Genomic DNA, 17,638 nt, shown 5'->3' on the forward strand with positions numbered 1-17,638 from the left:
AGATCGGGGATGCCTTTAAAACCCTTAGTGACCGCAGGAGTTGAAAACCTACTCAACACCTTTCTGTACCGTTCGCCTGCGCTGAAATCAGCCCGAACGCGTCTGCAGAGCAAGGTGCTGCGTGTGGATCTCAAAGGATTTTCGACACCGTTAGTCCTGGTGTTTAGTGAGCGCCAGGTCGATGTGCTGGGGGCCTGGGAAGGCGAAGCCGATTGCACCGTGATCACACATGCCAGCGTTTTACCGAAATTACGCGACCGGCAGCAACTCACAACCCTTATTCGTAGCGGCGAGCTGGAAGTTCAGGGCGATATTCAGGTGGTACAGAACTTTGTCGCTCTGGCTGACCTTGCAGAGTTTGATCCTGCTGAACTGTTAGCGCCCTATACCGGAGATATCGTCGCGGAAGGGGTCAGCAAAGCCCTGCGTGGTGGGGCGAAGTTTCTGTGTCACACCATGCAACGTCAGCAGCGTTACGTTGCCGAAGCGATCACTGAAGAGTGGCGTATGGCTCCTGGTCCGCTTGAGGTTGCATGGTTCGCGGAAGAAACGGCAGCCGTTGAGCGTGCGGTTGAATCTCTGGCCAAACGGCTGGAAAAACTGGAGGTCAAATGACGCCAGGTGAAGTACGGCGCCTTTATTTCATCATTCGCACTTTTTTAAGCTACGGTCTTGATGAACTCATCCCCAAAATGCGTATTACGCTGCCGCTTCGGTTGTGGCGTTACACCTTGTTCTGGATGCCTAATCGGCATAAAGAAAAGCCACTGGGTGAGAGACTGAGACTGGCGTTGCAAGAATTGGGGCCAGTGTGGATCAAGTTTGGTCAAATGCTCTCCACCCGTCGTGACCTTTTCCCTCCGCATATCGCCGATCAACTGGCACTGTTGCAGGATCGTGTTGCCCCCTTTGATGGACAAAGAGCAAAACAGCAAATTGAAGAAGCAATGGGTGGGTTACCCGTTGAGGCATGGTTTGATGATTTTGAGATCCAGCCACTGGCATCTGCGTCCATTGCACAGGTACACACGGCCCGACTGAAATCGAATGGTAAAGAGGTCGTGATCAAGGTTATTCGCCCGGACATTCTGCCGGTTATCAAAGCGGATTTAAAACTGATCTATCGCCTTGCCCGTTGGGTTCCTCGCTTGCTGCCTGACGGTCGCCGTTTGCGGCCGACGGAAGTGGTTCGCGAATATGAGAAGACATTAATTGATGAGTTGAATTTGCTGCGTGAATCGGCGAATGCTATTCAATTGCGCCGCAATTTTGAAGACAGCCCAATGCTGTACATCCCGGAAGTGTATTCCGACTATTGCAGTCAGAACATGATGGTGATGGAGCGTATTTACGGTATCCCCGTTTCGGATGTTGCAACGCTTGAGAAGAACGGCACCAACATGAAGTTGTTGGCCGAGCGCGGTGTGCAGGTCTTCTTTACTCAGGTATTCCGTGACAGTTTTTTCCATGCCGATATGCATCCTGGCAACATTTTTGTCAGCTATGAACACCCTGAAAATCCAAAGTACATCGGCATAGATTGCGGGATTGTTGGCTCATTAAATAAAGAAGATAAACGCTATCTGGCTGAAAACTTCATTGCGTTCTTTAATCGTGACTACCGTAAGGTTGCAGAGCTGCATGTAGATTCTGGCTGGGTTCCACCGGATACCAACGTCGAAGAATTTGAATTTGCTATTCGTACCGTCTGCGAGCCGATATTTGAAAAGCCGCTGGCGGAGATTTCATTTGGTCACGTGCTGCTGAATCTGTTTAATACGGCACGTCGATTTAACATGGAAGTCCAGCCCCAACTGGTGCTGTTGCAGAAAACACTGCTGTATGTTGAAGGCGTTGGGAGACAGCTTTATCCGCAGTTGGATTTGTGGAAGACGGCCAAGCCATTTCTTGAATCCTGGATTAAAGAGCAGGTCGGAATTCCCGCCCTTGTCAGGGCATTTAAAGAAAAAGCACCGTTCTGGGTCGAAAAAATGCCAGAAATACCTGAACTGGTGTATGACAGTTTGCGCCAGGGCAAATATTTACAGCACAGTGTTGATAAGATTGCGCGCGAGCTTCATGCGAATCACGTCCGTCAGGGACAATCTCGTTATTTATTGGGTATTGGCGCGACGTTGTTGTTAAGTGGGACATTCTTGCTGGTAAGTCGTCCTGAGTGGGGGCTTATGCCTGGTTGGTTAATAGCGGGCGGCGTCATTGCCTGGCTGATCGGCTGGCGCAAAATGCGCTGAATTTTTCATCGCTCAAGGCAGGTCGTGTAACGTATACTACGGCCTTATTAATTCATCATCTATGACAGAGGAACATGTATGGGTGGTATCAGTATCTGGCAGTTGTTGATCATTGCCGTCATCGTTGTGCTGCTATTCGGCACCAAGAAACTCGGCTCCATCGGTTCCGATCTTGGTGCGTCTATTAAAGGCTTCAAGAAAGCGATGGGAGATGATGAACCCAAGCAGGATAAATCCAGTCAGGACGCTGATTTTACTGCTAAATCCATCACCGATAAGCAGGGCGAAGTGAAAAAAGAAGACGCCAAAAGCCACGATAAAGAGCAGGTATAATCCGTGTTTGATATCGGTTTTAGCGAACTGTTATTGGTGTTCGTGATAGGCCTCATCGTATTGGGGCCACAACGATTGCCGGTTGCGGTAAAAACGGTCGCGGGCTGGGTTCGTGCGTTGCGTTCCCTTGCAACTACTGTTCAGAATGAACTGACCCAGGAGCTTAAGCTTCAGGAGTTTCAGGACAGCCTGAAGAAGGTTGAGAAAGCGAGCCTGACAAATCTGACGCCGGAGCTGAAAGCATCGATGGATGAATTGCGTGAAGCTGCAGAGTCGATGAAGCGTTCTTACAGCGTTAACGAGCCTGAGAAAGCGAGCGATGAAGCGCACACTATCCATAATCCGGTGGTGAAAGATAGCGAAGCGCAGCATGAAGGGGTTACTCCTGCTTCCGCTGAAACGCAGGCCAGCTCGCCGGAGCAAAAACCGCAATCCACGGGTACCAGGACATCTGAATCGACGGAAACCGCGTCCGAAACAGTGATGGACGCTGAAAAGAAAACCGCCGCGCCTGTTGTCGAATCCTCCCCATCGTCGAGTGATAAACCGTAAACATGGCTGTAGAAGATACTCAACCGCTCATCACGCATCTTATTGAGCTGCGTAAGCGACTCCTGAACTGCATTATTGCCGTAATGGTAATCTTTTTGGCGTTGGTTTATTTTGCCAACGACATTTACCATATGGTTGCGGCACCGCTGATAAAACAGATGCCGCAGGGTGCGACGATGATCGCCACGGATGTGGCCTCGCCGTTTTTTACCCCGATAAAACTCACTTTCATGGTGTCGCTGATCCTTTCAGCGCCAGTGATCCTGTATCAGGTATGGGCGTTTATTGCTCCTGCTTTGTATAAGCATGAGCGTCGCCTTGTTGTGCCATTACTGGTTTCCAGTTCGTTGCTGTTCTATATCGGTATGGCATTTGCCTACTTTGTCGTCTTCCCGTTAGCCTTTGGTTTCCTTGCTAATACGGCACCGCAAGGCGTACAAGTATCGACAGATATTGCCAGTTACCTTAGCTTCGTGATGGCGCTATTTATGGCTTTTGGGGTCTCTTTTGAGGTTCCTGTTGCCATTGTGCTGCTGTGCTGGATGGGTATTACGACGCCTGATGACTTGCGTAAGAAACGTCCATACGTTGTTGTCGGTGCATTTGTCGTGGGGATGTTACTGACCCCGCCAGATGTCTTCTCGCAAACGCTGTTGGCAATACCAATGTACTGCCTGTTTGAAGTGGGCGTTTTCTTCTCCCGTTTCTATGTCGGTAAGCGACGTACGCGAGACGAAGATAACGAGGCTGAGAATGCAAAAGAAGCTGAAGCCACCGAGAAAACCGAAGAATAAATTCAACCGCCCGTCAGGGCGGTTGTCATATGGGAGGAAGCATGTTTGATATTGGCGTTAATTTAACCAGTTCACAATTTGCGAAAGACAGGGATGAGGTTGTAGCGCGCGTCTTTGCGGCCGGTGTTCACGGTATGCTTCTGACCGGAACGAACCTGCATGAAAGCCAGCAGGCGCTAAAGCTGGCGCAGCATTACCCGAATTGTTGGTCCACAGCCGGCGTCCATCCGCATGATAGTAGCCAGTGGCAATCCTCAACCGAAGAAGCGATAGTCGCTCTGGCAAACCAGTCTGAAGTGGTCGCCATTGGTGAATGCGGTCTGGATTTCAATCGTAATTTCTCCACGCCACAAGAGCAGGAGCGGGCTTTTGAGGCACAACTGCGTATTGCCGCTGAACTGCAGATGCCAGTTTTCATGCATTGCCGGGATGCGCATGACCGTTTTCTGGCATTGCTGGAGCCCTGGCTGGACAGCATTCCAGGCGCGGTACTGCATTGCTTCACCGGTTCACGTCAGGAGATGCAGGACTGCGTGGACAGAGGGCTTTATATTGGTATTACCGGATGGGTCTGCGATGAGCGTCGGGGGATGGAGCTTAGGGAGCTGTTACCTTTTATTCCGGTAGAGAGGCTCCTGATCGAAACTGATGCGCCTTATTTACTGCCCCGCGATTTAACACCTAAACCGTCTACACGGCGTAATGAGCCGGCCTACCTGCCGCACATTCTTGAACGGATTGCACACTGGCGCGGGGAAGATCCTCAATGGCTATCAACAACAATCGACTCCAACGTGAGAACGCTGTTTGAAGTTACCTTCTAAGGTAGATTAAATTTTTCGAAAACCGGTGTTTTTCACGCTCTGCTTAACCTCTTTATTCAACAGGTTAAGCAGAAGCATAGAGCGTGCTTCGCCATCAGGTTCAGTGAAGATCGCTTTCAATCCTTCAAATGCACCTTCAGTGATAATCACATAGTCCCCTGGATAAGGGGTTTCCGGATCAACAATACCCTCGGGTTTGTAGATGGAAAGCTGGTGAATAACTGCAGAGGGAACCGTCGCTGGTGTTGCTCCAAAGCGTACGAAATGGCTGACGCCACGCGTGGCATTGATCGTCGTGGTGTGGATCACTTCCGGGTCGAATTCGACAAACATGTAATTAGGGAAAAGTGGCTCACTGATTGTGGTACGTTTGCCGCGCACCATTTTTTCTAGGGTGATCATAGGCGTCAGGCAGTTCACCGCCTGCCTTTCCAGGTGTTCCTGGGCACGCTGAAGTTGCCCGCGTTTGCAGTACAGTAAATACCAGGATTGCATAATAACTCTTATCCGCTTGTTCTGAGCGCAAGCATAGCAAAAGCCATGCGCTAAGTTAATTATACCCGACTTAAAGCAACTCGAAATCCGTTGGGTATATACTCCCGGGGCTTAGATGTACCGCCAGAGTTCACGCTAATTTAACAAAAATACAGCATCGCAATGATGAACGCCGTATAATGAAGCGCTTACGAAGAGGCCACAATGGACGCCATGAAATATCACGATTTACGCGACTTCCTGACGCAACTTGAGCAGCAAGGCGAGCTCAAACGCATCACGCTTCCGGTGGATCCCCATCTGGAAATCACAGAAATAGCCGATCGCACCCTGCGTGCTGGTGGGCCTGCGTTGCTGTTTGAGAATCCCAAAGGCTATTCAATGCCAGTGCTGTGTAACCTGTTTGGCACGCCGAAGCGTGTTGCCATGGGAATGGGACAAGAAGATGTCTCTGCGTTGCGGGAAGTGGGTAAGTTGTTGGCGTTTTTGAAAGAGCCTGAGCCGCCAAAAGGATTTCGCGATCTGTTTGATAAGCTGCCGCAGTTCAAGCAGGTACTGAACATGCCGACTAAGCGGTTACGCGGTGCGCCTTGTCAGCAAAAAATCTATTCAGGCGATGATGTCGATCTAAACCGTATTCCGATAATGACCTGCTGGCCGGAAGATGCAGCTCCGCTGATCACCTGGGGACTCACCGTAACGCGGGGCCCCCATAAAGAGCGACAGAATCTGGGTATTTATCGCCAGCAGCTGATTGGCAAAAATAAACTCATCATGCGCTGGCTTTCTCATCGTGGCGGCGCGCTTGATTATCAGGAGTGGTGTGCGGCTCATCCAGGCGAACGTTTCCCGGTTTCCGTTGCGCTGGGCGCTGATCCGGCAACGATTCTGGGGGCCGTAACGCCAGTACCTGATACGTTATCGGAATACGCTTTTGCGGGCTTATTACGTGGTACCAAGACCGAAGTGGTTAAATGTATTTCCAACGATCTCGAAGTTCCTGCCAGCGCGGAGATTGTGTTGGAAGGGTATATAGAGCCGGGAGAAATGGCGCCGGAAGGCCCGTATGGCGACCATACAGGCTACTACAATGAGGTGGATAGCTTCCCTGTTTTCACCGTTACACACATTACTCAGCGTGAAGATGCGATTTATCACTCGACTTACACCGGCCGTCCGCCAGATGAGCCTGCGGTACTAGGCGTGGCGCTGAACGAAGTTTTCGTGCCTATTCTGCAAAAACAATTCCCGGAAATCGTCGATTTTTACCTGCCGCCGGAAGGCTGCTCTTATCGACTGGCCGTAGTGACGATGAAAAAGCAGTACGCTGGCCATGCTAAACGCGTCATGATGGGTGTTTGGTCGTTTTTACGTCAGTTTATGTACACCAAATTTGTTATTGTCTGCGATGATGATGTCAACGCACGTGACTGGAACGATGTGATTTGGGCAATTACCACCCGTATGGACCCGGCAAGGGATACGGTTCTGGTAGAAAATACGCCAATTGATTACCTGGATTTTGCCTCGCCGGTTTCCGGCCTTGGTTCAAAAATGGGACTGGATGCCACAAATAAATGGCCGGGTGAAACCCAACGTGAGTGGGGACGCCCGATTAAAAAAGATCCTGAAGTGACTGCGCGTATTGACGCAATTTGGGATGAATTGGCCATCTTTAATGACGGCAAAAGCGCCTGAGGCGCGATCATTTTGCCTATTGATCCGACAGAGAGAGCGCATGACAACCTTAAGCTGTAAAGTGACCTCGGTAGAAGCTATCACTGACACCGTATATCGCGTTCGTTTAGTGCCAGACGCGGCGTTTTCCTTTCGTGCTGGTCAGTATTTAATGGTCGTGATGGATGAACGGGATAAGCGTCCGTTTTCCATGGCATCTACACCGGATGAGCACGGATTCATTGAGCTGCACGTTGGCGCCTCTGAGCTAAATCTTTATGCCATGGCCGTTATGGATCGAATTCTGAAAGACCGGGAAATTAAGGTCGATATTCCACACGGTGAAGCCTGGCTGCGTGATGATGAAAATCGTCCGCTGATCCTGATCGCTGGCGGTACAGGGTTCTCTTATGTGCGCTCAATTCTGCTAACAGCACTGGCGCGTAATCCAGACCGTGATGTCACGATTTACTGGGGCGGGCGAGAAGAGAAGCATCTTTATGATCTCTCCGAGCTGGAAGCCCTGTCAGTTAATCACCCTAATCTGCGCGTTGAGCCAGTGGTGGAACAACCTGAAGCGGGTTGGCGTGGTCGCACAGGCACAGTATTAACCGCTGTATTGCAGGATTACGGTACCCTGGCGGAACATGATATCTATATCGCCGGACGTTTTGAGATGGCAAAAATCGCACGCGACCTGTTTTGCAATGAACGCAGCGCGCGTGAAGACCGCCTGTTTGGCGACGCTTTCGCATTTATTTAAGCAGGGTGCGCCGGAGCTTTTCCGGCGCATTCAGGTCGTTAATGCCCGATCACTCACTCCCTGAATTGCTGAGATTGCTGGTTCGGTCTCTGTGAATCTCCCCGTTCGTGACGAATTACCCTCATCGTTATTTTTTAGTAAACACAGGTGTTCTGCCTTGACGCTCTATTTGCCATGTTTTTATATAAAAACTATCGTCAAAATTCTATTTTGTGATGTCTGTCTTTGTGTTTAGTAAACAAAAAAGTCAGTCTGTGCAGATATAATTCTGCGTCAAGCGAATGGGGGAATCATGAGGCTCGGACTGGATATTGGTGGGACTAAAATCGAAGCAGTGGTGATTGATAACACGGGTGAGATTATTTACCGCGAACGATGCAGTACACCAAAGCAGAGCTACGGCGATTTTTTCCGGGTCGTCACGGACGCTATCGTGAAAGCCATGAAGACCGTTAATCGACCATTATCAGTCGGTGTGGGTGTGCCCGGCGCAGTCGACAGTGATGGGTTAATAAAAAACTCCAATATTCTGGTGCTCAATCAACAACCCTTCGCACGCGATCTTGAGCAGGCGCTGGGAATACCTGTGCCCGTAACCAACGACGCCAACTGTTTTACGTTGTCGGAGGCCATGGACGGAAGCGGACGCGGGTATGGAGTAGTGTTTGGAGTGATCCTTGGTACGGGATGCGGTGGTGGATTGTGTGTCGATAACCGTTTGATCTCAGGCCCTAATGCCTGTGCGGGAGAGTGGGGACATAATGCGCTACCGCGTTACAATGAAGAGCGGGACGGCGCGGCGGTAACGTGCTATTGCGGGCAGTTAAACTGTATTGAGAGTTTTATTTCGGGCAGCGGCCTGGAGCGTCAGTACCTGAATCACACCACGCAACATGCCGGTGTTCCTCAAATAATGAAACGGGTCGAGTCTGGTGACGTAGACGCCTGCCTGCTATGGGAGCGCTACTGCGATCAATTAGCCCGAGCGTTAGCTGGCGTGGTCAATACGCTTGATCCAGATGTTATCGTGTTGGGCGGCGGAGTATCCAATATTGGCATACTCTATTCAGGCTTACAGGCGCGGGTGGCACAGTACGTATTTGGAAAACAGTGCCGCACGCCGATTGTCCAGGCTCGTCACGGCGACAGCAGCGGCGTACGTGGTGCCGCCTGGCTGGGTGCACAACAGCCTGCGACCGCAACTACCCGTATGATGACGCACGATCAATGAGAGTGAAATGACGAAACCTGTACGAATCAGAGATATTGCCGAAGCCTGCGGTGTGTCGGTTGGCGCTGTTTCCCGCGCACTAAAAGGGCAACCGGGACTACGTGAGGATACCCGATTGCGCATTATTTCCGTGGCGGAACAGCAGGGCTACGATTTCTCCCGTCTGCGTAGCGATAAACTCAGGCGCGTCCTGTTTTTGCTGCATCGCCAGCACAATATTAGTCGGGCATTACCGTTTTATTCACCGCTGTTGTTGGGCATAGAAGAAGTATGTCGTGACCACAATATTGCGCTGAGCTTTCTCTCCATTGGCCCCGGTGACGCAGTGAGTGAACAGGTGATGCTGCATCAGCCTGATGCGCTGATCTGTGCCGGATTTTTTGAGCCTGAACTGCTTGGGCTACTGCAACAAATGAAGCTGCCAATGGTACTGGTGGATTTGTGGGTGCCTGGTTTGCCATGCGTCAATCCGGATAATACCCAGGGTGGCTATCTGGCCACTCGACATCTAATCGAACAAGGGCGCAGTCGCATTGCCTTTCTTGCCAGCACACTCTCTCATTACAGTATTCGCCAGCGTGAGAAGGGCTATCGCCAGGCGCTGTATGACGCTCGTCTACTGATGCCGCCAGAGTATGAAGCCATTGCACCACCGCTTCTGGATACTGAACAATCACTGGTCGAGGCGGTCAACGAATTGTTCAGGTTGCCCGAGCCGCCCGATGCCATTTTTGCTTATAACGATGCGGCAGCGCTGGTGGTTCAGCAAGTGTGTGCGCAGCAAAGTATACGTATCCCGGAAGATCTTTCACTGGTAGGGTTTGATGATATTGATGCCGCAGCCTGGTCACATCCACCGCTGACCACCATTGCCGTTGATAAACAGCAACTGGGGCGTGAAGCACTGCGTTTGTTGTTGGAAGAACAGCAGGAACAGAATTTGTTGCTACCCGTGCAGTTAGTGGTCCGTACCAGTTCTGTGAAATAAAAAACCCGCCCCTGACAGGCGGGAAAAACGGCAACTAATTGTTATACAGTGGCGCTGTCGTTGCAGACCGGATAAGACGATATTGCGTCGCCATCCGGCATGGTTGCCGGGGCATTTCGCTTACCCGGCCTGCAATAGATGACACTCTCTGATTAAACTCGCTCAAATACTGTCGCGATCCCCTGACCCAACCCGATACACATCGTCGCCAGACCAAACTGCACGTCTTTGCGCTCCATCAGGTTCAGCAAGGTGGTGCTGATACGTGCACCGGAACATCCCAGTGGATGACCCAGTGCGATCGCGCCGCCGTTGAGGTTGATCTTCTCGTCAATCTGCTCCATCAGTCCCAGATCTTTAATGCATGGAAGGATCTGCGCGGCAAAGGCTTCGTTCATTTCAAACAGACCGATATCGCGGGTGGAGAGCCCTGCTTTTTTCAGCGCCAGCTTTGAGGCCGGGACCGGGCCATAACCCATGATTGAGGGGTCGCAGCCGACAACCGCCATTGAACGAATACGGGCGCGTGGTTTCAGACCCAGTTCACGAGCGCGGCTTTCACTCATCACCAGCATGGCAGCTGCGCCATCAGAGAGAGCTGAAGATGTTCCGGCAGTAACTGTACCGCTGACTGGGTCGAACGCCGGGCGCAGGGTGGACAGCGCTTCGACGGTGGTTTCCGGGCGGATAACTTCATCGTAGTTAAACTGTTTCAACACGCCGTCAGCATCGTGGCCACCGGTCGGGATTATTTCATTTCTGAACGCGCCAGACTGTGTCGCTGCCCAGGCCCGGGCGTGTGAGCGTGCGGCGAAGGCATCCTGCATTTCACGGCTGATACCGTGCATACGGGAGAGCATTTCTGCCGTCAGGCCCATCATTCCCGCCGCTTTAGCAACGTTGCGACTCATACCCGGATGGAAATCGACGCCGTGACTCATGGGGACGTGGCCCATATGCTCCACGCCGCCAACCAGACACGCTTGTGCATCGCCGGTCATGATCATGCGTGCCGCGTCGTGCAGTGCCTGCATGGATGAACCGCACAGGCGATTGACCGTTACTGCCGGGACGGAGTGCGGAACTTCTGCCAGCAGCGCGGCGTTACGGGCGATGTTGAACCCTTGCTCCAGCGTCTGTTGTACGCAGCCCCAGTAAATGTCATCGAGAGCCGCAGGATCAAGCGCGGGATTACGCGCCAGCAGGCTACGCATTAAATGTGCGGAGAGATCTTCTGCCCGCACGTTACGAAACGCCCCCCCTTTCGAACGGCCCATCGGGGTACGGATCGCATCAACAATTACAACCTGTTCCATTGTGACTCCTTAAGCCGTTTTCAGGTCGCCAACCGGGCGGGCAGGCTCAACCTGGGGATAATACGGTTCGTTATGACGTGCTTTATTGCGCAATCCTTCCGGGACGTCATACAGCGGACCGAGGTGCTGATACTGTTGCGCCATATCGAGATATTTCGCGCTGCCGAGTGTATCCAGCCAGCGGAACGCACCGCCATGGAACGGAGGGAAGCCCAGGCCGTAAACCAGCGCCATATCTGCCTCTGCTGGACTGGCAATAATGCCTTCTTCCAGGCAGCGGACCACTTCGTTGACCATCGGGATCATCATGCGGGCGATAATCTCTTCATCGCTAAAATCGCGCTTCGGCTGACTGACATCTGCCAGCAGACTATCAACAGTGGCATCCTCTTCTTTCTTCGGTTTACCTTTGTTGTCTTCTTTATAGCGCCAGAAGCCGAGGCCGTTTTTCTGTCCAAAGCGACTGGCGTCAAATAATGCGTCAATCGCGTCGCGATAATCTTTTTGCATGCGTTGTGGGAAGCCTGCCGACATGACTGCCTGCGCGTGATGGGCGGTATCAATGCCGACGACATCCAGCAGATATGCCGGACCCATCGGCCAGCCAAACTGTTTCTCCATCACTTTATCGACTTTGCGGAAGTCCGCTCCATCACGCAGTAGCTGGCTGAAACCAGCAAAGTACGGGAACAGCACACGGTTAACGAAGAAGCCGGGGCAGTCGTTGACCACAATCGGCGTCTTACCCATACGGCTTGCCCAGGCGACAACTTTGGCGATGGTTTCATCCGAGCTTTTTTCACCGCGAATGATCTCTACCAGAGGCATACGGTGCACCGGGTTAAAGAAGTGCATGCCGCAGAAGTTTTCCGGACGCTTCAGAACGCTGGCCAGTTCACTAATTGGAATAGTGGAGGTGTTTGAGGCCAGCACGGTATCATGGCGAACCTTCTCTTCGGTCTCTGCCAGTACTGCTTTTTTCACTTTCGGATTCTCAACGACCGCTTCCACTACCACATCTACGCGCTCAAAGCCGGTATAGTCGAGGGTGGGATGAATGGTTGAAATCACGCCTGCCATTTTCAGACCATCAATCTTGCCGCGCTCAAGCTGTTTGTTCAGCAGTTTGGCGGCTTCAGTCATACCAAGCATCAATGATTTATCATTGATGTCTTTCATGATAACCGGCACACCTTTCCAGGCAGACTGGTAAGCGATACCGCCGCCCATAATGCCTGCGCCCAATACTGCGGCCTGCTTCGGTGCCTCAATGTCTTTAGTCAGCTTCTTCGCTTTTGCTTTTACGTACTGATCGTTGAGGAAGATACCGACCAGCGCGCGTGCTTCACTGGTGTGCGCCAGTGGCACAAAGCTTTTATTTTCCAGATTCAGTGCTTCTTCACGACCAAAGCGTGCTGCGGCTTCAATCGTTTTTACCGCGGTGATGGGGGCAGGGTAATGTTTACCTGCAGTCTGCGCGACCATGCCTTTGGCGATGGTAAAACTCATTGCGGCTTCAATTTTGCTGAGTTTCAGTGGTTCCAGTTTCGGCTGGCGTTTGGCCTTCCAGTCGAGGTCGCCGTTGATTGCCTGACGTAATACAGCCATCGCGCCATCAAGCAGTTTTTCCTGCTTAACAATGCCATCGACCAGGCCAACTTTCAGTGCCTGATCAGCGCTGATATCTTTACCCGCCGCAATAATTTCCAGCGCGCTGTCGGCGCCCAGTATACGTGGCATACGCACAGAGCCGCCAAAGCCCGGCATAATGCCCAGCTTCGTTTCCGGCAGACCGATACGCAGGTCCGGTGTTGCCAGACGGTAATCGGTCGCCAGCACGCACTCGCAACCGCCGCCCAGCGCATAACCGTTTACGGCGGCAATGGTTGGCACCGGTAAATCTTCCAGCCGGTTAAAGACGCTGTTGGCAAAATGCAGCCACTGGCTTAGCTGCTCTTCAGGAACAAGAAACAATGAAAGGAATTCGGTGATATCGGCGCCAACAATAAAGGCCGCTTTATTCGAGCGCAGCAGCAGACCTTTTAAATCTGTCTGCTTTTCCAGCACATCAAGCGCATGGCCCAGGCTGGCTACGGTTGCCGTATCGAGTTTGTTGACCGAGCCAGGGGCATCGAACACCAGTTCGGCGATGCCATCTTCCAGCCAGTCGAGGTACAGGGTGTCGCCTTTGTAAAGCATGTCAGTCTCCTGAATCCGCAAGGTGATCTGGTCATACCAGATGAATCGAAGTGTGTGTTTTATGTTAATAAAATGCAAATGAATGATTAAAGAAATGACGATTCGATCACGCTCGGCAGAAATCACGCAGCTACAGAACGATGTGCTAAGATGCGGTGACTTGAGGTCAAAAAAACAGAAGGGTAAATAATGGAATCACTGGCCGCACTCTATAAAAATCATATTGTTACCTTACAGGAACGGACCCGCGATGCGCTGGCTCGTTTTAAGCTGGATGCGTTACTTATTCACTCCGGCGAGCTGTTAAACGTTTTTCTCGACGATCATCCATATCCGTTTAAGGTTAATCCGCAGTTTAAAGCCTGGGTACCTGTCACGCAGGTTCCTAACTGTTGGTTGCTGGTAGATGGCGTTAATAAGCCTAAATTGTGGTTCTACTTGCCGGTCGACTACTGGCACAACGTTGAACCGCTACCGACCTCTTTCTGGACGGAAGAAATTGACATTATTGCGCTGCCAAAAGCCGATGGTATTGGCGGCCAACTGCCAGCTGCACGCGATAATATCGGTTATATCGGCCCGGTTCCTGAGCGTGCGTTGCAACTGGACATCGCTGCCAGCAATATCAACCCGAAAGGGGTGATCGACTATCTTCATTATTATCGTGCGTATAAAACGGATTACGAGCTGGCCTGTATGCGTGAAGCGCAGAAAATGGCGGTGAGTGGGCATCGTGCGGCAGAAGAAGCCTTCCGTTCCGGTATGAGCGAGTTCGACATTAACCTGGCCTATTTGACTGCTACGGGTCATCGTGACACCGACGTGCCTTACAGCAATATCGTGGCCCTCAACGAACATGCCTCCGTACTGCATTACACCAAACTGGATCACCAGGCGCCGTCAGAAATCCGCAGTTTCCTGCTGGATGCTGGCGCGGAATACAACGGTTATGCGGCAGACCTGACGCGAACCTGGTCGGCGAAAAGCGACAACGACTATGCGCAACTGGTGAAAGACGTTAACGACGAAGAACTGGCGCTGATTGCAACCATGAAGGCGGGCGTCAGCTATGTGGATTATCACATTCAGTTCCATCAACGTATTGCAAAGCTGTTGCGTAAACATCAAATCATCACCGGTATGAGTGAAGAGGCGATGGTAGAGAACGATCTCACCGGGCCGTTTATGCCGCACGGCATTGGCCACCCGCTGGGTCTGCAGGTTCATGATGTTGCTGGCTTTATGCAGGATGACAGCGGTACACACCTTGCTGCACCATCAAAGTATCCCTACCTGCGCTGTACGCGAGTGCTGCAGCCGGGCATGGTCCTGACTATCGAGCCGGGTATTTACTTTATCGAATCGCTGCTGGCGCCATGGCGCGAAGGGCAATTCAGCAAGCACTTTAACTGGCAGAAAATTGAAGCGCTGAAGCCGTTCGGTGGTATTCGTATTGAAGATAACGTGGTTATCCACGAGAGCAATGTCGAAAACATGACGCGGGATTTAAAACTGGCGTAATGGACAGTTGGTTAATCCCTGCGGCGCCGGTTAGCGTTGTTGAAGAGATCAAAAAAAGCCGCTTTATTACTCTGCTCGCGCATACGGATGGTGTGGAAGCGGCGAAAGCCTTTGTTGAGTCAGTTAGAGCGGAACACCCGGACGCGCGCCACCATTGTGTGGCGTGGGTGGCGGGTGCGCCGAATGATTCGCAACAGCTGGGATTCTCGGATGATGGTGAACCAGCGGGGACGGCAGGGAAACCGATGCTTGCTCAACTGATGGGGAGCGGTGTCGGTGAAATTACCGCCGTGGTGGTACGCTACTACGGCGGTATTCTTCTCGGTACGGGTGGGCTGGTGAAAGCCTACGGCGGCGGCGTGAATCAGGCTTTACGTCAGTTAACAACGCAGCGCAAGACGCCATTAACCGAATATACTTTGCAGTGTGAGTACGGCCAGTTGGCTGGCATTGAAATATTGTTGGGGCAGTTTGACGGTAAAATAATTTCCAGTGATTACCAGGCATTTGTTCGGCTCAGGGTAGCGCTTCCTTATGCGAAAGTGGATGAATTTTCGGCAAAGCTGGCGGATTTTAGTCGTGGTTCATTGCAATTGTTAGCGATTGAAGAATAATCCCCACCTCATTTTGAAGAATTAAGGAAGCGGCAGAGATGCATTTTCGCGCCATTACCCGAATCGTTGGACTACTGGTCATCTTATTTTCGGGGACAATGATCCTCCCCGGACTGGTAGCTCTCATCTACCGTGATGGTGCGGGTCGTGCATTTACGCAAACTTTCTTTGTCGCGCTGGCAATTGGTTCCATGCTGTGGTGGCCGAACCGTAAGGAAAAGGGTGAACTGAAATCCCGCGAAGGGTTTCTGATCGTCGTTCTGTTCTGGACCGTGCTGGGCAGCGTGGGTGCGCTACCATTTATCTTTTCCGAAAGTCCTAACCTCACGATTACTGATGCGTTTTTCGAATCCTTTTCGGGGTTAACAACGACAGGTGCGACGACGCTGGTGGGGCTGGATTCATTGCCGCACGCCATTCTCTTTTATCGCCAAATGTTGCAATGGTTTGGTGGTATGGGGATCATCGTGCTGGCGGTCGCTATCCTGCCTATTCTTGGCGTCGGTGGTATGCAGCTCTATCGGGCAGAAATGCCTGGGCCGCTCAAAGATAATAAAATGCGTCCGCGTATTGCTGAAACGGCAAAAACGTTATGGCTTATCTATGTACTGCTGACGATTGCATGTGCGCTGGCGCTATGGTTTGCCGGGATGCCGGCGTTTGATGCCATTGGGCACAGTTTTGCCACCATTGCTATTGGCGGCTTCTCTACACACGATGCCAGTGTTGGCTATTTCGACAGCCCCACTATTAACACGATTATTGCTATCTTTTTACTGATCTCCGGTTGTAACTATGGCCTGCACTTCTCTTTATTAAGTGGGCGTAGTTTAAAGGTCTACTGGCGCGACCCGGAATTTCGCATGTTCATCGGTGTGCAGTTGACGCTGGTGGCTGTCTGTACGCTGGTGCTGTGGGTACACAACACCTATGGTTCGGCGCTAACGACGATCAATCAGGCCTTTTTCCAGGTAGTATCAATGGCGACCACAGCAGGGTTTACTACGGACAGTATTGCCCGCTGGCCGCTGTTCCTGCCGGTACTGTTGCTGTGTTCTGCATTTATTGGTGGCTGTGCTGGCTCAACGGGCGGTGGTTTGAAGGTCATTCGTATCCTGCTGCTGTTTAAGCAGGGTAACCGGGAACTCAAAAGGCTGGTCCACCCCAATGCGGTTTACAGTATTAAACTGGGTAATCGTGCGCTGCCGGAACGGATCCTTGAAGCGGTATGGGGATTCTTCTCAGCCTATGCGCTGGTGTTTATTATCAGTATGCTGGCAATTATAGCGACCGGTGTGGATGACTTCTCAGCATTTGCCTCTGTTGTTGCGACCCTGAATAACCTGGGACCAGGGCTGGGCGTTGTTGCCGACAACTTTGCCAGTATGAACCCAGTGGCGAAATGGATCCTGATTGCCAATATGCTATTTGGTCGTCTCGAGGTCTTTACTTTGCTGGTACTCTTTACCCCTACCTTCTGGCGTGAATAACGGAGTAACACGTGAAAACACTGATTCTTTTTTCTTCCCGGGATGGACAAACGCGCGAAATCGCCGAGTATCTGGCTTCTGAACTAAAAGAACTGGGCGTCTGGGCCGATGTTGTGAATCTGCATCGCACCGAAGAGCCTGACTGGAAAAACTATGACAGCGTGGTGATTGGTGCATCAATTCGCTACGGTCATTACCATACTGCTTTTCAGGAGTTCGTGAAGAAGCATGCCACGCGGCTGAATGCGATGCCGAGTGCGTTCTACTCCGTTAACCTGGTTGCTCGTAAGCCGGAAAAGCGTACCCCGCAGACCAACAGCTATGCGCGCAAGTTTCTGATGAGCTCGCCGTGGCGACCAGACCGCAGTGCGGTGATTGCCGGAGCTTTACTTTATCCTCGTTATCGTTGGTATGACCGTGTCATGATCAAACTGATTATGAAGATGTCGGGCGGTGAAACGGATACAAGTAAAGAAGTCGTATATACCGACTGGGAACAGGTCGCGATTTTTGCGCGGGAAATTGCCCAATTAACCAACAAAGCGTTGTTAAAATAAACGCAAAGAATAAAAAATACGCAGTCGGAAGA

The 17,638-nt window shown here is 51.6% G+C and carries 17 protein-coding genes; 14 read left to right on the forward strand and 3 right to left on the reverse strand.

What is annotated here, in order from left to right:
- Window positions 1-9: 9 nt before the first annotated feature.
- From ubiJ to tatD, 6 genes are all read left to right on the forward strand, one after another.
- Complete coding sequence (ubiJ, locus tag AACS05_RS24045; protein WP_045449146.1) at window positions 10-615, forward strand: ubiquinone biosynthesis protein UbiJ; 606 nt, start codon at window positions 10-12, stop codon at window positions 613-615.
- A complete protein-coding gene (gene ubiB / locus AACS05_RS24050) occupies window positions 612-2,252 on the forward strand; it encodes a ubiquinone biosynthesis regulatory protein kinase UbiB (RefSeq protein WP_045449149.1) in 1,641 nt (546 codons plus the stop codon). Before ubiJ ends, ubiB begins: the two co-directional genes overlap by 4 nt.
- Before the next feature lie 78 nt (window positions 2,253-2,330).
- Window positions 2,331-2,585 (forward strand): Sec-independent protein translocase subunit TatA, encoded by a 255-nt coding sequence (gene tatA / locus AACS05_RS24055; RefSeq protein ID WP_045449152.1) that lies wholly within the window; start codon window positions 2,331-2,333, stop codon window positions 2,583-2,585.
- A gap of 3 nt (window positions 2,586-2,588) precedes the next feature.
- Window positions 2,589-3,137 carry a Sec-independent protein translocase protein TatB gene (gene tatB, locus AACS05_RS24060; RefSeq protein ID WP_045449154.1) on the forward strand — a complete coding sequence of 183 codons (549 nt, stop codon included), beginning with the start codon at window positions 2,589-2,591 and terminating at the stop codon, window positions 3,135-3,137.
- Window positions 3,138-3,139: 2 nt separating this feature from the next.
- Window positions 3,140-3,931: a Sec-independent protein translocase subunit TatC gene (gene tatC / locus AACS05_RS24065; protein ID WP_045449155.1), complete on the forward strand. Its 792-nt coding sequence runs from the start codon at window positions 3,140-3,142 to the stop codon at window positions 3,929-3,931.
- A 41-nt stretch (window positions 3,932-3,972) separates the two neighbouring features.
- The gene (tatD, locus tag AACS05_RS24070; protein ID WP_045449158.1) at window positions 3,973-4,755 is read left to right on the forward strand and encodes a 3'-5' ssDNA/RNA exonuclease TatD; all 783 of its coding nucleotides are present in this window, start codon (window positions 3,973-3,975) and stop codon (window positions 4,753-4,755) included.
- 6 nt (window positions 4,756-4,761) lie between these two features.
- On the opposite strand, the gene rfaH is transcribed toward tatD, so the two are convergent.
- On the reverse strand, window positions 4,762-5,250 hold the full coding sequence (gene rfaH / locus AACS05_RS24075; protein WP_045449160.1) for a transcription/translation regulatory transformer protein RfaH: 489 nt from the start codon (window positions 5,248-5,250) through the stop codon (window positions 4,762-4,764).
- A 204-nt stretch (window positions 5,251-5,454) separates the two neighbouring features.
- Between rfaH and ubiD the strand changes: the two genes are divergently transcribed.
- The 4 genes from ubiD to AACS05_RS24095 all read left to right on the forward strand — a co-directional run bounded on the left by ubiD (window position 5,455) and on the right by AACS05_RS24095 (window position 9,909).
- Complete coding sequence (gene ubiD / locus AACS05_RS24080; RefSeq protein WP_045449162.1) at window positions 5,455-6,948, forward strand: 4-hydroxy-3-polyprenylbenzoate decarboxylase; 1,494 nt, start codon at window positions 5,455-5,457, stop codon at window positions 6,946-6,948.
- Window positions 6,949-6,988: 40 nt separating this feature from the next.
- Window positions 6,989-7,690: an NAD(P)H-flavin reductase gene (gene fre, locus AACS05_RS24085; RefSeq protein ID WP_045449163.1), complete on the forward strand. Its 702-nt coding sequence runs from the start codon at window positions 6,989-6,991 to the stop codon at window positions 7,688-7,690.
- A 292-nt stretch (window positions 7,691-7,982) separates the two neighbouring features.
- Complete coding sequence (locus tag AACS05_RS24090) at window positions 7,983-8,921, forward strand: ROK family protein (RefSeq protein ID WP_045449165.1); 939 nt, start codon at window positions 7,983-7,985, stop codon at window positions 8,919-8,921.
- Window positions 8,922-8,928: 7 nt separating this feature from the next.
- On the forward strand, window positions 8,929-9,909 hold the full coding sequence (locus AACS05_RS24095) for a LacI family DNA-binding transcriptional regulator (RefSeq protein ID WP_045449166.1): 981 nt from the start codon (window positions 8,929-8,931) through the stop codon (window positions 9,907-9,909).
- A gap of 152 nt (window positions 9,910-10,061) precedes the next feature.
- On the opposite strand, the gene fadA is transcribed toward AACS05_RS24095, so the two are convergent.
- Together fadA and fadB are read right to left on the reverse strand one after the other, a co-directional pair.
- Window positions 10,062-11,225, reverse strand: coding sequence for an acetyl-CoA C-acyltransferase FadA (fadA, locus tag AACS05_RS24100; protein ID WP_045449168.1), 1,164 nt, complete (start codon window positions 11,223-11,225; stop codon window positions 10,062-10,064).
- Between the two features lie 9 nt (window positions 11,226-11,234).
- Window positions 11,235-13,424, reverse strand: a complete 2,190-nt coding sequence (gene fadB, locus AACS05_RS24105; RefSeq protein WP_045449169.1) for a fatty acid oxidation complex subunit alpha FadB — start codon at window positions 13,422-13,424, stop codon at window positions 11,235-11,237.
- A 189-nt stretch (window positions 13,425-13,613) separates the two neighbouring features.
- Between fadB and pepQ the strand changes: the two genes are divergently transcribed.
- Genes pepQ through hemG form a run of 4 tightly spaced genes read left to right on the forward strand, consistent with a single transcriptional unit; the run spans window position 13,614 to window position 17,606 of the window.
- Window positions 13,614-14,945, forward strand: coding sequence for a Xaa-Pro dipeptidase (pepQ, locus tag AACS05_RS24110; RefSeq protein ID WP_045449171.1), 1,332 nt, complete (start codon window positions 13,614-13,616; stop codon window positions 14,943-14,945).
- A complete protein-coding gene (locus AACS05_RS24115; protein ID WP_045449173.1) occupies window positions 14,945-15,559 on the forward strand; it encodes an IMPACT family protein in 615 nt (204 codons plus the stop codon). The genes pepQ and AACS05_RS24115 overlap by 1 nt, the downstream gene beginning before the upstream one ends.
- Before the next feature lie 38 nt (window positions 15,560-15,597).
- Window positions 15,598-17,049 carry a Trk system potassium transporter TrkH gene (gene trkH / locus AACS05_RS24120; protein ID WP_045449175.1) on the forward strand — a complete coding sequence of 484 codons (1,452 nt, stop codon included), beginning with the start codon at window positions 15,598-15,600 and terminating at the stop codon, window positions 17,047-17,049.
- 11 nt (window positions 17,050-17,060) lie between these two features.
- Window positions 17,061-17,606, forward strand: coding sequence for a menaquinone-dependent protoporphyrinogen IX dehydrogenase (gene hemG / locus AACS05_RS24125; RefSeq protein ID WP_045449176.1), 546 nt, complete (start codon window positions 17,061-17,063; stop codon window positions 17,604-17,606).
- Window positions 17,607-17,638: the final 32 nt, after the last annotated feature.

This window comes from Citrobacter sp. S-77 (genome assembly GCF_963864895.1).
In the GTDB taxonomy this organism is placed as follows: Bacteria; Pseudomonadota; Gammaproteobacteria; order Enterobacterales; family Enterobacteriaceae; genus Citrobacter; species Citrobacter murliniae.

Coding starts and splice junctions, on each gene's coding strand:
- AACS05_RS24090 (WP_045449165.1), top strand. CDS start 7,983: ATGAGGCTCGGACTGGATATTGGTGGGACTAAAATCGAAGCAGTGGTG.
- AACS05_RS24115 (WP_045449173.1), top strand. CDS start 14,945: ATGGACAGTTGGTTAATCCCTGCGGCGCCGGTTAGCGTTGTTGAAGAG.
- tatD (WP_045449158.1), top strand. CDS start 3,973: ATGTTTGATATTGGCGTTAATTTAACCAGTTCACAATTTGCGAAAGAC.
- trkH (WP_045449175.1), top strand. CDS start 15,598: ATGCATTTTCGCGCCATTACCCGAATCGTTGGACTACTGGTCATCTTA.
- ubiJ (WP_045449146.1), top strand. CDS start 10: ATGCCTTTAAAACCCTTAGTGACCGCAGGAGTTGAAAACCTACTCAAC.
- tatC (WP_045449155.1), top strand. CDS start 3,140: ATGGCTGTAGAAGATACTCAACCGCTCATCACGCATCTTATTGAGCTG.
- ubiD (WP_045449162.1), top strand. CDS start 5,455: ATGGACGCCATGAAATATCACGATTTACGCGACTTCCTGACGCAACTT.
- rfaH (WP_045449160.1), bottom strand. CDS start 5,250: ATGCAATCCTGGTATTTACTGTACTGCAAACGCGGGCAACTTCAGCGT.
- ubiB (WP_045449149.1), top strand. CDS start 612: ATGACGCCAGGTGAAGTACGGCGCCTTTATTTCATCATTCGCACTTTT.
- fadB (WP_045449169.1), bottom strand. CDS start 13,424: ATGCTTTACAAAGGCGACACCCTGTACCTCGACTGGCTGGAAGATGGC.
- tatA (WP_045449152.1), top strand. CDS start 2,331: ATGGGTGGTATCAGTATCTGGCAGTTGTTGATCATTGCCGTCATCGTT.
- fre (WP_045449163.1), top strand. CDS start 6,989: ATGACAACCTTAAGCTGTAAAGTGACCTCGGTAGAAGCTATCACTGAC.
- AACS05_RS24095 (WP_045449166.1), top strand. CDS start 8,929: ATGACGAAACCTGTACGAATCAGAGATATTGCCGAAGCCTGCGGTGTG.
- pepQ (WP_045449171.1), top strand. CDS start 13,614: ATGGAATCACTGGCCGCACTCTATAAAAATCATATTGTTACCTTACAG.
- fadA (WP_045449168.1), bottom strand. CDS start 11,225: ATGGAACAGGTTGTAATTGTTGATGCGATCCGTACCCCGATGGGCCGT.